The following is a 12607-nucleotide window of genomic DNA, read 5'->3' as shown; positions in this document are numbered from 1 at the left end:
GCCCGGACCCGGTGGCGATTAAGCTGGCGCGATCACAGGGATCCACCGCCGCGCATGCCGCGGCGTTGCGTTTTTCAAATACGGCAACGCGCAACCCCGCCTGTTGGGCGGCCAGGGCGAGGCTGGCACCGACCATGCCGGCGCCAGAAATGATGAGATCGTAGCTGGCACTATCCGACATAGGTTCCGCCCATAGCCAAATCCGGGATGGCGCTTTGCGCCGGAAGATGAATACCAGCCAGTCGCGCCGCCAGTTCCCGCTTCCCTAGCGGCATCCGATCCAGTAGCGCCAGAGCCGCAGCCCGTGCCAGGCGCAGCGGCAGACGCGGGCTGCCGAACAGACGGTTCATCGTCTCGGTAAAGGCAATGGTTTCCAACCGGTCACGGCGACGGATGCGGGCATAGTCGCTGAGTAGCGATTCACTTCCGGGATCATCACCGCGCTGTGCCGCTTCCCGTAGCAGGGCACCCAGAGTCAGCACATCCCGCAATCCCAGGTTATAACCTTGACCGGCCAAAGGATGCAGGGTTTGTGCGGCATTGCCCACCAGGGCCAAACGCTGATTGGGCTCGGCCCAGAGCCGCTGGAAAAACAGGGGATAGACACTGCGCGGGCCGGTCCTGGCGAGTGGCGGCAGTTGTGGCGGCCTCTGACGGTTCAGGGCCTCCACAAATTCTGCATCGGAAAGGTCCAGTACACGGCTGGCATCGCCGGGGCGCAGGCTCCAGACAATGGAGAACTGGTTATTGCCGATAGGCAGGAAGGCCAGCGGTCCGCTCTCCAGAAAATGCTCGAAGGCGATGCCGGGCAGGGGCTGCCGTGGGGTCACTGTGGCGATGATGGCATGGCGGTTATGATCCCAGCCCATGCGTCGCAGACTTGCCAGCCGTGCCAGTTCGCCATGGCCGCCATCGGCAATCACCGCCAGCGCCGTCTCGACCCGCAAATCAGGCCAGTCCAGTTGCACCCGGTCCGGAAACCATTGCAGGGCCTGCAATGGCCCCGGTGATTCCTGCTGAAGGGTGTGACAATGCGCCAGCGGCACGGCCAGGGCGTCATTCAGGGTCTCCAGGCCAGCGACTTCCCCCAGTCTTTGCTCCGGCGCGTTTAGCAGGCCGTGTTCCAGGCGCACCTGCCCGCTGATGCCTTGCTGGCTAATCTGCACGGTCTGGATAGCGGCGGCATCCGTCAGCGGCATGGCTACCCCCAGACGGCTGAGCAGGCGCCGACTACCCAGGGCCAGTGCGACAGTGCGCTCTGTCAGTCGCGGTCGTGCCTGCGCCAGGGGGTAAGTATCCAGCAGCAACACGCGCAGTGGGCTGTCCGCCAGCGCGAGCACCAGACTGCGCGCCACCGGACCATTACCCAAAATGGCCAGATCTGCCGTCATCGTACGCATAATTTCTCCAGCGCGGTCTCCGTATCCGGCCATTTAAGACCAAGATGCCCTTTGCAGCAAGTGCTGAACCGGCTACTCCGGCACGGAATGCACGTTTACCACGGATTTTTGTTACCGTAAAATCAGCGGATGTCTCCTCTTACTGCGGGCGCAGAAAATGTCGCGAAGTTGCCTGTGCATGGTCTGATAGACAGCCATTGTCACCTGGATGATGCCGCCTTCGACGACGATCGTGATGCGGTTCTGCGCCGTGCAGAGACGGCAGGCGTCTGCAAGATCATCGTCCCTGCCTATACCCCGAAGCATTGGGGCCGGCTCAAGGAAACCTGTCGTCATCACCCCGGACTTTATCCGGCCTATGGCGTACATCCCCTCTATCTGAATGATCGGGATGGCGCTTGGGAAGCGACTTTGGCCGCCCTCCTGACGCAGTCCGTCGCCTTGGGGGAAATCGGGCTCGATGCGAGTGATGGGGCGCCTGACGCTGCCCACCAGCGGGCCGGTTTCGCGACTCAGCTCGCCATGGCGCGGCAATTGGGATTGCCCGTCATTCTCCATGCCCGGCAGAGCCTGGATGAGGTAATCCTGACCTTGCGCCGCTTCCCTGGTTTGCGCGGCGTGCTGCACAGCTTCTCGGGCAGTCTCGTACAGGCACAGCGATTGATGGATATGGGGTTTTTGCTGGGGCTGGGTGGCGCGCTCACCCACCCGCGCGCCCAGCGTCTGCGGGCGACGGCGGCCATACTTCCCGCGGAATCCCTGCTGGTAGAGACAGACGCCCCATGGCAAACACCCCATGCGCATCCCGGCACCCGCAATGAACCGGCGTATCTCAGCGAAATTATCGCCAGCCTGGCACAGTTGCGGCATACTCCGGCTCAGGAAATCGCGCAGGTCACTGCGCAAAACGCCCTTACCTTATTTCATCTTCAGGACGCGCCATAATGTCTCATCCTTTTGCCCGCACCGAGATTCTCCTGGGTGCGCCTGCTGTCGCGACCCTGCGCGATCGCCATGTGCTCATTGCCGGCGTCGGTGGGGTCGGCGGTTATGTCGCAGAAAACCTTGCCCGCGCCGGGGTGGGGCATGTCACCCTCATTGACCACGATGTGGTCAGTATTTCCAACCTCAATCGTCAACTCGTCGCCTTGCATTCCACGCTGGATCAGCCCAAGGTGGCGGTGATGGCCGCACGGATTCGCGATATTCATCCCGATTGCGTACTCGAAACCCGTCAGGAGTTCATCAATGCTGATAATGTCCAAGACCTGCTGACGGGCAGTGGTGTTGAAGTGGTTGCGGATTGCATTGATGCCATCGCCTGCAAAGCGGTTCTTATCCAGACTGCGCAGACCCTGGATTTGCCCGTCTTTTCCAGTATGGGGGCGGGCAACCGTCTTGACCCCCGCCGGGTGCGCGTCGCCAGGCTCAACCAGACGGAAAAATGTCCGCTGGCCCGTGAGTTACGCGCCCTGCTGCGCAAGAATGGCGCGTCCCTGGACGTGCAAACCGTCTTTTCCGATGAGTCACCGCGTCCGCCCGCCCCTCCGGCAGAAGTATCCGCTCTGGGCGGAAGGGCCAAAACGGTTAATGGCACCATTTCCTTTATGCCCGCGCTCTTCGGGGTCTTATTGTCCGGCATTATTCTCCAGCATTTGTTAGCGACTGGCGGAAATCCCAATAGCGACTAAATAGGGATACAGTGGAAGCCACCACGTGGTTGATATATAACAATATATTAAAATGTTGGTGCTTTTGTGGGGCTTGATAATCACGGTATTGAGGGCGAGGGCTCTGATCATGGCAGCAAAATTTATGAGTACGGAATGGATTCGTCTGGTGGGCAAACAATGGGACACGCACCCGGAAATCCAGAAAGACCTGAAAAACTTCAATGCCACCTGGGAGTACTACATTGAAGATCGCCCGGATATCCCTCATGTCATGCTGTTCTGCAAGGCGGGGAAAGTTATCTACGCCGGACCTTCTGATGGGCGCCGCCGCGACTTCATCATGTGGACGAACATGGACCACTGGAAAAAAATTCTGTCCGGGGAGATTAGCGGAAAATCGGCGTTGATGACGCGACGGCTCAAGTTCAAGGGATCTATGATGACGGCCATGAAATACATGACGCCATTTAATATCCACCTCAATATTCTCGGTGAAATACCAGTGGATTTTGATATTTGAGGGCCATGAAATATGCCTACCTCCAACCTCGCGGGGGAGTCCACCCTGCACTTTACGGTGGATCCCAATTATTCCGGAAAAAACCTTCCGGGGTGGTTTTTGATGAATACCTATCTGCAGCGTCACCTCGGACGGGTGATGCATTTTCAGCCCTATGATGGTTTTGATGCCTGTCGTGCAGCGGTTCTCGCCAATCAATACGACCTGGTTTATGCAAACCCCTTCGACTGGGTGCAGTACGTTCAGAAACTGGATTTTGTGCCCATTGCCAAGCCTCGTAACCATTTTGATGAGGTGTACTTATGTACTTCGGCGGCTGTGCCGATACAAAGTGTTGCGGATTTACCGACGCGTATCCGTGTCGCTTCCGCCCATCCCGCCACGCTGATTCACATGGTAGGTCTGTTTCTGCTGGATAAAGCAGATATTGACCGGGCGCGTCTGGAATTTGTGTTCACCGGCAGTTATCAGGGCGTACTCAAGGCCATCTTACAGGGGCAGGCTGATGTGGGTTTTCTGTTTGACGAAGTGTATGCCGGTGCGAGTGGCCTGATCCGCGATCGACTGCACATTATTGATCGTTCCGATGATGCTTTCGCTTTCCATGCCTTTTGTATTGGTCCGCGATTGTTGCCGCAGCAGGCGCTGCTTACTCAGGTGCTCTGCCAGATGGATCAGGAAGCGCGCGGACAGGTGTTGTTGCAGGACATCGGTTTTTCCGGCTTTGCGCCGGTGACCGATGATGAGGTGGCTTGTCTGACCATGCTTGCCGATGAATACATCAGCGGCCACGAGGCCATCGATCTGCGCGCGACGTCATCTCTGGCTATCGATGACAGTGCCTTCGTGGTCGCCCGCGAAGATCCGGACAGCGGGACAAAGTAGCGTGCCTGTGCTTACAATGCCCGCATGAGCTACCGTGATCTGCGGGCCTTCGTGGCCGACCTTGAAAAACGCGATTTGTTGCGCCGATTGAACATGCCCGTCTCGCCCACGTTGGAGATGACGGAAATTTGCGATCGTACCCTGCGCGCCGCAGGTCCTGCCATTTTGTTCTCCCAGCCTGTGGGCTATGACATACCTGTGCTGGGCAACCTCTTCGGAACGACGGAACGGGTGGCGCTGGGGATGGGGGGCGAATCGCTTGCCGACCTCCGGCAGATCGGTCAATTGCTGGCCTATCTCAAGGAGCCTGATCCGCCCCGCGGCTTGCGCGACCTCTGGGAGAAATTACCCACGCTGCGTAAAGTCCTCTACATGGCGCCGACGACCCTGAGCCGTCCACCCTGTCAGGAAATGGTCCAGCGCGGAGGGGCGGTCGACCTCGCTGCTCTGCCGGTGCAGACTTGCTGGCCCGAGGATGCGGCCCCGCTCATGACCTGGGGTTTGACCATCACCAAAGGGCCGCACAAGCGGCGGGCCAACATGGGTATCTACCGGCAACAGGTCATCGGTCGTAACCGGGTGATCATGCGCTGGCTGGCGCACCGGGGCGGCGCTCAAGACCTGCGCGAGTTTCAGAAAGTGCACCCCGGCGAGGCATTCCCCGTGGCCGTGGCCTATGGCGCCGATCCGGCAACCATCCTGGCCGCGGTCATCCCCATTCCCGACGCCATTTCCGAGCATCAGTTCGCCGGCCTGCTGCGCGGCGGACGTACCGAGCTCGCCAATGCGTTGAGCGTCCCGCTACAGGTGCCCGCGCGTGCGGAGATGGTGCTGGAAGGACATATTTATCCCGATGACATGGCGGTGGAAGGGCCTTTCGGGGATCACACCGGCTACTACAACGAGACTGAGCGCTTTCCGGTGTTCACCGTAGAGACCATCAGTCACCGTGAAAATCCCATATACCACAGCACTTACACCGGCCGTCCGCCCGATGAGCCCGCCATACTCGGCGCCGCGCTCAATGAAGTTTTCGTGCCCTTATTGCAAAAACAGTTCCCGGAAATTGTCGATTTTTATCTGCCGCCGGAGGGTTGTTCTTACCGCCTGGCCGTCGTCAGTATTCGTAAAGGTTATCCCGGTCACGCCAAAAGAATCATGTTCGGCATCTGGGGGTTTTTGCGGCAGTTTATGTACACCAAGTTCATCATCGTGGTGGATGAAGACATCAATGTGCGCCGCTGGGAGGACGTGATCTGGGCGATGACGACCCGGATGGACCCGGTGCGTGATATTACCCTCATCGAAAATACGCCCATAGATTATCTCGACTTTGCCTCGCCGGTTGCCGGGCTGGGCGGTAAACTGGGCATGGATGCCACCAACAAATTGCCTGGAGAGACGGCCAGAGAATGGGGTCGTCCCATTCATATGCCTGAGGCGCTGCACAAACGGGTAGATGATCTTTTGGTAACGCTGGAGCGGCCGCTGTTCTGAAATATGCACTGTGGGGGGTGCGGGGTTCCTAAAATACCCATATAGGGTTATTCTCAATCACTGATGATGAGCAAGTGGGTAATTCAGCGGCACGCTGGACAGGGAAAAGGGCCTAAGCGTTAGCCTAAGCCCTTGTTTTTAAGTGGAGCGGGTGATGGGAATCGAACCCACGCCATGAGCTTGGGAAGCTCAGGTTCTACCATTGAACTACACCCGCATGTGGTGAATTCTATGCGGATGTACCTAAAAAGGCAAGGTGACCGCAGACACTGCGATTTCCGGTAATTATAAACAAAGTCAATAAGATACTTAATAGACCAAGAGGCATTGATTATGGATCAGTTACCAACCCGGGAAGAGGATATTGAACAGGCCTCCCGCTCCCTGAAAGCCATGGCGCACCCGTTGCGTCTCAAAGTGTTGTGCGTATTGGGCTCAGAAGAAATGAGCGTGCAGGATATCGTAGCCGCTGTTGGCACCACCCAGAGCAACATCTCTCAGCACCTCGCTATTTTGCGTGAAAAAGACATTCTCCGCGCTCGTAAAGACGCCAACAAGGTCTATTACCGTGTGGGTGATCATCGTACCCTGCGTTTGATTGCCATGATGAGCGATGTCTTTTGCCACGTCCGGTAAGTGCCGAAGCCTAGCTTCCGGCGATTCGCGGCAGGATTCTTGGGGCATTCCGGCACAACAGGCTTGAATGCCCATCTGTTATATATAATAATATACTTATTTTCTGGCGGCCTTGCCGTGGCCTGGCGGGGGCTGATTCGATAGGCGTGCGATGCTTATGAAGGCTTTGCAAGGTCGTCCGGTTTCTTGAATGTGCGTCGCCTGGCGACGGCGAGGAAAAACATGCCCTTTCGTCCTCACAAAAAAACGTGCTCTGCTTTAATCGCGCTGCTGATGAGCGCCGGTGCCCCGTTGCCAGCCATCGCCCTGGATTTCGATCAGTGCCTTGATCTCGCTCTCAAGCAAAATCCGCAGATGCTCCTGGCGCATGCCCGGCAGGCAGAAACCAAGGGCGCTGTCTCCGAAGCGCGTGGTCACCTGCTCCCCAAGCTCGCGGCCTCTTTTTCTGCCAGCCAGTCGAACAACGCCTTGACCGTTTTCGGTATGAAGCTGTCGCAGCGGCAGGCGACCTTCAATGATTTTGGCGCGGGCCAATTTAATCCTGGTGCGCTGGGTGTGGCACCGACAGGGTTGGATCAACCGGGTAGTTACCACAATTTCGGCACCAGGTTGCAACTGGAGATTCCGATCTGGAATGGCGGAGCCATCTGGGGACGTCTGAGTCAGGCGCGGGCCATGCTGGAGGCGGCCCAGAGTGGCGACGTCATGGCGCGCCAGAAGCTGACTTTCGCCATTTTGCAGGCCTATGACAGTGTCATTGCCGCCAACGCCGGCATTGAGGTGGCGGATAAAGCCCAACGGGCGGCCGCCGCTTACGTCAAGACTAGTCGCTCCCTGCTGGCGCATGGGGTGCTGGTAAAAAGCGATCTGCTGTCTGCGGAAGTACATTTGGAAAAAGCTGAACTGGCCGTCGAAAGTGCCCGGAACGCCCAGGCCAATGCCCTGGACAATCTCGCCATGCTCGTGGGCTGGCCGGAAGGACAGACCCTGACCGTGGATGGCCCCGTCCAGCCCACACTGCCGGCGGCGCCACTCGCCAGTCTGCAGGGTGACGCGCTGACCCTGAACGCCGGTATCGTTGCCCTCCGTCACCAGGTCAGGGCGGCCCAGGATGGTATTCGCGTCGCCCGTGCCGCTTATCTGCCTCACGTCAACGCCATGGCCAATCAGGAATGGAATGGCAGCACTCCGGGCAACGCGGCACCGTCTTATACCATCGGCGGAGAAGTGACCTGGAATGTGCTGGACTTCGCACGCGGTGGCGGGATGGACCGCGCCCGGGCGGAGTGCGAGCAGGCCATGGCCGCATTGCAGGAGGCGCAGGATAAATTGCGTTTGCGGGTGGCGCAGGAGTGGCGGAGCGCACGGGAGGCCGCGCTGCGCGTCAAAATGCGCGTGCTCGCGGTCCGGCAGATGGAGGAGGCGCAGCGTCTGGTACGTTTGCGTTACGAAAATGGTATAGAAACCGTGACCGGTTTGCTGCACGGACAGGCGGAACTGGATCAGGCACGTGCCGAGCTGGTCGCCGCCCATTATGCGGAAGCGGTAGACCGCGGCGCCCTGTTGCTGGCCATCGGCAAACTGAACCCTCAAGAAATCGTCGGTGTGCGCAATAGGCCCGCCGCAGAAGGAGCCCCCCAATGAACACATGGAAGCGGACCGTGCTCATCGCCGCTCTGGCATGCTCTGCGACAGGCCTTGCCGCCTGCAGCAAATCACCCCCTGATGCGCGGCAAGTACAGCGTCAAGTTCCGGCGCCGGTCATGCAGACGGAGAGCCGGAGCGTGGCCGCCTTTGCCCGTGTTCCGGGCACGGTCACTGCCCGTCAGCAGATACAGCTTGGTTCTCGCCTGAGTGGCTATATCCGCGCCATGCGCGTGCGTGACGGACAGGCCGTAAAGACGGGACAACTGCTTTTTGAGATCGACCCGACGGCTGTGCTGGGACAGGTGCAGCAGGCCCGGGCTGGTTTGGCTGAAGCCGAATCCGCGCTCACGGACGCCCGCTCCAATTATGATCGATTCAAGGTCCTATACACCCAGCAGGCCATTCCCGAGAAGCAGTGGGATCAGGTGAAATCGGCCTACGCCATGGCGCAGGCCCGTGTTGCTGCCGCCCAGGGGGGCATCAGCACGGCGCAGTCGCAACTGCGTTATGCCCGGGTAACGGCGCCATTCTCCGGCATTATCACGCGCAAATTCATGCAGAACGGGGATCTCGCCTCGCCTGGTCAGCCCATCCTGGCCTTGGCCGACATCTCCCGACTGGAGGTTCAGTGCAGTGTCAGCGGGACCCTGTACCGCAGTCTCCAAATCGGTCAGAAGGTCGTGGTCAGCGCCGAGGGGAACAATGTTCCCGCAACGGTTCTGGATCTGGTCGGAGCCGCGGACGCGATGACCCATGGCCACATGGTCAAACTCAGCCTGCCTGCAGCCAGCGCGCTGCAAGCCGGTGATTACGTGAGCGTGGAAGTGCCGGTCACGCAGCGACGGGCGCTGATGGTGCCAGCGGCTGCCTTGCTGGATCGTGCCGGTATTCCGGGTGTTTTCGTCGTGGATGCGCAAGGCATCGCGCACTATCGCATGGTGCGGCCGGGGCAACGTACGCCGGAGGGCGTGGAAATTCTTTCCGGTCTGAGTGCGGGTGAAACAGTAGTCGCGGGTAATCTCACCGCCGTGAATAATGGTGACCATATTGCGCCAACCGGAGCCGTTCATGGCTGAATCAGGGCAGCGGCACAATCTGGCGGGGCGACTTGCCCGGTCATTTTACCGATCCAAGATCACGGTCCTGATCATGGTGGCCATCGCCCTGTTCGGGGCCTTGGCCATGCTCGTCACGCCGCGCCTGTATAATCCTGAAATCGTGGTACCCGCTGCCGAAATTTTCATCATGCGGCCCGGCTCCGACAGCGAAGAGATCCATCATCTGGTGATACGCCCGTTGGAAGCCTTGATGGCGTCCCTGCCTGGCGTGCACCACACCTTTGGGTATGCCATCAATGACATGGGTGTGGTCACCGTCGAGTTCAAGGTCGGCGCCAACGAAGAGAAGAGCCTGCTCGAAGTCTACAACCAGCTCAGCCGGAATATGGACAAAATGCCCCCCGGTACGGCGCAGCCGCTGGTGAAATCCATAGGCATCAATGACGTTCCGATTATGTCGGTGACCCTGAGCTCCAGTCAGTTGACGCCTTTGGCGTTGCGTCAGGTCGGCGTGCGGTTCATGGACCAGTTGCAGAGTGTGCCGGACGTGGCGAACGCCGAGGTAATCGGCGGTAGCCCTCTGGCGATCAATGTCTGGTTGAATCCGGCCAAGCTCTCCAGTGTCGGCCTCAGCCTGCAAAACATTCAGCAGGCACTGAAGGGGGGCAATGTCATTCTCCCCGGCGGCAATCTGGTGCATAACAACCAAGAGATTCCGCTGCGCATCAATGGGGCGGTGGGTTCGGCACGGGGGGTCGGCGACCTCATTATCGGCAGTCATGACGGACAACCGATATTGCTGAAGGCTGTGGCCCGGGTCGCAGAGGGCGCTGCGGAAAACAACATCGTGACCAGTGATACTGCCGGGCGTGCCAACCGGATCGGCGTACCTGCGGGTACCACCATGCCGGCAGTCACCATCACCCTCGCCAAGCGTCCGGGGACCAATGCGGTGACTGTGGCGGATGCGATCAAGGCAAAGCTGGGGCGTCTGGAGCGGGAGGCATTGCCGCAGGGGGTACATGTTTCCATCACCCGTGATTATGGCGCGCGCGCCGATGACGCCGTCAGCACCCTCTTCGAGCATCTCGGCATCGCCGTCGGAGTGGTCGCCATCATCCTGATGATTTTCCTTGGATGGCGAGAAGCGGGCATCGTGATTCTGACAGTACCGCTGACTCTGGGCGTCGTGCTGGGCACGGGCTGGCTGCTCGGGCAGACGATCAACCGGATTACCCTTTTTGCCCTGATCCTCTCACTGGGGCTGCTGGTGGACGGGGGTATTGTCGTTATCGAAAATATCCATCGCCACCTGCATGGTTGCGGTAAGGACGGCTTTGCCCGCTGCATCATCAACGCCACCAATGAGATTGGCAATCCGACGAATATTGCGACGTTGGCGGTCATCCTCGCCTTTGTGCCCATGGCTTTCGTGACGGGGATGATGGGACCCTTCATGTTGCCCATCCCCATTTTTGTGCCTATTGCGATGATTGCATCGGTGCTGCTCGCCTATACGGTGGTGCCGTGGGGGGCTTACCGTTTTCTGGGCGGCAAAGCGGCCAGACGGGCTGACAGTGAGGACTGCGTGCATGAGGCGCGACCGGACGCCCTGCAGCGGGGATACATCCGGGTGTTCAAGCCGCTGCTGAAATTCCCGGGGCGCCGCAATCTCTTTTTCATCGTGGTTATGGTGCTGCTCCTGCTGGCGATGCTGATGCCGATGTGGCAGTTCATCCGGCCCCAGGGCATGAATGGGCCGCTCAGTGCGCTTGGCGTCAATCTGAAGATGCTTCCAGAAGGCAATGTCAGTGATTTCATGATTCAGGTGGATACCCCGGCAGGGACGGCCCTGGATGAAACCGGACGGATTACCGAAGCGGTGGGCAACGTGCTCAGCCGGAATCGCTATATCGAAAACTTCCAGACCTATCTGGGGCGTTCGGCGCCCGTGGATTTCGCGGGTCTGGTGCGTGGTGACCTGATGCGTGAAGGCAGCAATTACGCGCAGATTCAGGTCAACCTGGTGCCGCGGGATGAGCGGCCCATGTCCCACACCGTTTCCGTGGAAGTCTATAAGGCGTTGCGATCGGTCCGGGAACGTTTCCCGGATAGCGTTATCAAGATGTTCGAGGTGCCGCCGGGGCCGCCGGTACGGGCTCAGGTGGTGGCCGAACTCTATGGACCGAACTATGACCGGTTGCGCCGGGTGGCGGGTGCGATCGAGCAGGATTTCCGCAAAGACTACGACATGATCAATGTGGATGACTCGGTGACGGCTGCCGTGCCTGAGTATCTGCTGCATGTGGATCGGCAGAAGGCGATGCTCGCCGGCGTCGCACCAGCGCGGGTGGCCGCGCTGGTGCATGATTATGTGGCGGGCACCAGGCTGGGTGCCCTGCATGTGAAAAATGCCCGCGAGCCGGTGGATATCATGCTCCGTGTGCCCCCGGCGGATCGTGCCTGGCGTCAGCAGATACTCGACTTACAGGTGCAGAGCCGGAGTGGGCGGCAGGTACCTCTGGCGAGCATCGTGCAGATTGAACGGACGACGCTGGCCAAGCCGATTTATGATCGTGATCAGCATCCGGTGGTGTATGTGACCGGAGATCTCATAGGTTCCAGCCCAGTCTATGCGGTGTTGTCCCTGAATCACCGGCTGGATGGCAAGACCATCGACGGTGTGCCGCTCAGCACGGCCAATCTGGGCTTTTCGCCAGCGCAGCCCGATGATATTACCCATTACCAGATTCTCTGGGGCGGTGACATGCGCCTGACCCTCAATGTATTCCGAGATCTCGGCGCCGCTTTTATTATTGCTCTGGTATTTATCTACCTCATGCTGGTGGCTTACTACCAGTCTTTCATGATGCCGGTGATCGTCATGGGCGCCATTCCCATGACGTTGATCGGGGTTTTCCCCGGACACTGGCTGTTGAATACACCGTTTAACGCCACTTCCATGATCGGGGTTATCGCGCTGGCGGGTGTCGTGGTGCGCAACTCCTTGTTGCTGATAGACTTCATTGTCGATTACCGGCGCCAAGGCTATCCGCTGGAAGAGGCGGTATTGCAGGCTGGCGCGGTGCGCTTCCGCCCCATTTTGCTGACCGCGCTGGCCATCATGTTTGGCTCTGCCATCATGGTGACCGATCCGGTTTTTGGTGGGCTGGCCGTTTCCTTGATTTTTGGCACTTTCGCCTCCACACTGCTGACATTGATCGTGATTCCATTGCTCTATTTCCTTTGGGAGCGGCGCTTCGTAACACAGACACAAGGAGTTTGACTGCA

The 12607-nt window shown here is 59.1% G+C and carries 11 protein-coding genes and 1 tRNA gene; 9 read left to right on the top strand and 3 right to left on the bottom strand.

Translation table 11 applies throughout. The annotated features are described in order from the left end of the window. Together M7F93_RS05465 and M7F93_RS05460 are read right to left on the bottom strand one after the other, a co-directional pair. On the bottom strand, positions 1-181 hold a 181-nt coding region (locus M7F93_RS05465), incomplete at its 3' end, for an FAD-dependent oxidoreductase (protein WP_298170274.1). Next, the gene (locus M7F93_RS05460) at positions 171-1400 is read right to left on the bottom strand and encodes an FAD-dependent monooxygenase (RefSeq protein WP_298170271.1); all 1230 of its coding nucleotides are present in this window, start codon (positions 1398-1400) and stop codon (positions 171-173) included. The genes M7F93_RS05465 and M7F93_RS05460, both read right to left, overlap by 11 nt. Before the next feature lie 174 nt (positions 1401-1574). Between M7F93_RS05460 and M7F93_RS05455 the strand changes: the two genes are divergently transcribed. From M7F93_RS05455 to ubiD, 5 genes are all read left to right on the top strand, one after another. After that, complete coding sequence (locus M7F93_RS05455; protein WP_298170268.1) at positions 1575-2345, top strand: TatD family hydrolase; 771 nt, start codon at positions 1575-1577, stop codon at positions 2343-2345. Then, positions 2345-3091: a tRNA threonylcarbamoyladenosine dehydratase gene (locus M7F93_RS05450; protein ID WP_298170265.1), complete on the top strand. Its 747-nt coding sequence runs from the start codon at positions 2345-2347 to the stop codon at positions 3089-3091. The genes M7F93_RS05455 and M7F93_RS05450 overlap by 1 nt, the downstream gene beginning before the upstream one ends. 109 nt (positions 3092-3200) lie before the next feature. Further along, positions 3201-3593, top strand: coding sequence for an SCP2 sterol-binding domain-containing protein (locus tag M7F93_RS05445; RefSeq protein ID WP_366144700.1), 393 nt, complete (start codon positions 3201-3203; stop codon positions 3591-3593). A gap of 12 nt (positions 3594-3605) precedes the next feature. Beyond that, entirely contained in the window at positions 3606-4478 is an 873-nt protein-coding gene (locus M7F93_RS05440; RefSeq protein WP_298170259.1) for a phosphate/phosphite/phosphonate ABC transporter substrate-binding protein, read from the top strand. A 24-nt stretch (positions 4479-4502) separates the two neighbouring features. Next, complete coding sequence (ubiD, locus tag M7F93_RS05435) at positions 4503-5975, top strand: 4-hydroxy-3-polyprenylbenzoate decarboxylase (RefSeq protein WP_298170256.1); 1473 nt, start codon at positions 4503-4505, stop codon at positions 5973-5975. 143 nt (positions 5976-6118) lie between these two features. Here ubiD and M7F93_RS05430 read toward each other — a convergent pair. Further along, positions 6119-6192, bottom strand: a tRNA-Gly gene (locus M7F93_RS05430). 116 nt (positions 6193-6308) lie between these two features. On the opposite strand from M7F93_RS05430, the gene M7F93_RS05425 reads away from it, so the two are divergent. The 4 genes from M7F93_RS05425 (at position 6309) to M7F93_RS05410 (ending at position 12602) form a co-directional block, all read left to right on the top strand. Further along, entirely contained in the window at positions 6309-6611 is a 303-nt protein-coding gene (locus M7F93_RS05425) for an ArsR/SmtB family transcription factor (RefSeq protein ID WP_298170253.1), read from the top strand. Between the two features lie 222 nt (positions 6612-6833). Beyond that, positions 6834-8255 (top strand): TolC family protein, encoded by a 1422-nt coding sequence (locus tag M7F93_RS05420; protein WP_298170250.1) that lies wholly within the window; start codon positions 6834-6836, stop codon positions 8253-8255. Next, a complete protein-coding gene (locus M7F93_RS05415; RefSeq protein ID WP_298170247.1) occupies positions 8252-9334 on the top strand; it encodes an efflux RND transporter periplasmic adaptor subunit in 1083 nt (360 codons plus the stop codon). The genes M7F93_RS05420 and M7F93_RS05415 overlap by 4 nt, the downstream gene beginning before the upstream one ends. Further along, positions 9327-12602, top strand: coding sequence for an efflux RND transporter permease subunit (locus M7F93_RS05410; RefSeq protein ID WP_298170243.1), 3276 nt, complete (start codon positions 9327-9329; stop codon positions 12600-12602). Before M7F93_RS05415 ends, M7F93_RS05410 begins: the two co-directional genes overlap by 8 nt. Positions 12603-12607: the final 5 nt, after the last annotated feature.

The sequence above is a fragment of the Acidithiobacillus sp. genome, assembly GCF_027322205.1.
Classification (GTDB): domain Bacteria; phylum Pseudomonadota; class Gammaproteobacteria; order Acidithiobacillales; family Acidithiobacillaceae; genus Acidithiobacillus.
Note: the sequence above shows the minus strand (reverse complement) of the source record. Positions and strands in the feature narration are given on the sequence as shown.

Coding starts and splice junctions, on each gene's coding strand:
- M7F93_RS05460 (WP_298170271.1), bottom strand. CDS start 1,400: ATGCGTACGATGACGGCAGATCTGGCCATTTTGGGTAATGGTCCGGTG.
- M7F93_RS05450 (WP_298170265.1), top strand. CDS start 2,345: ATGTCTCATCCTTTTGCCCGCACCGAGATTCTCCTGGGTGCGCCTGCT.
- M7F93_RS05445 (WP_366144700.1), top strand. CDS start 3,201: ATGGCAGCAAAATTTATGAGTACGGAATGGATTCGTCTGGTGGGCAAA.
- M7F93_RS05440 (WP_298170259.1), top strand. CDS start 3,606: ATGCCTACCTCCAACCTCGCGGGGGAGTCCACCCTGCACTTTACGGTG.
- ubiD (WP_298170256.1), top strand. CDS start 4,503: ATGAGCTACCGTGATCTGCGGGCCTTCGTGGCCGACCTTGAAAAACGC.
- M7F93_RS05425 (WP_298170253.1), top strand. CDS start 6,309: ATGGATCAGTTACCAACCCGGGAAGAGGATATTGAACAGGCCTCCCGC.
- M7F93_RS05420 (WP_298170250.1), top strand. CDS start 6,834: ATGCCCTTTCGTCCTCACAAAAAAACGTGCTCTGCTTTAATCGCGCTG.
- M7F93_RS05415 (WP_298170247.1), top strand. CDS start 8,252: ATGAACACATGGAAGCGGACCGTGCTCATCGCCGCTCTGGCATGCTCT.
- M7F93_RS05410 (WP_298170243.1), top strand. CDS start 9,327: ATGGCTGAATCAGGGCAGCGGCACAATCTGGCGGGGCGACTTGCCCGG.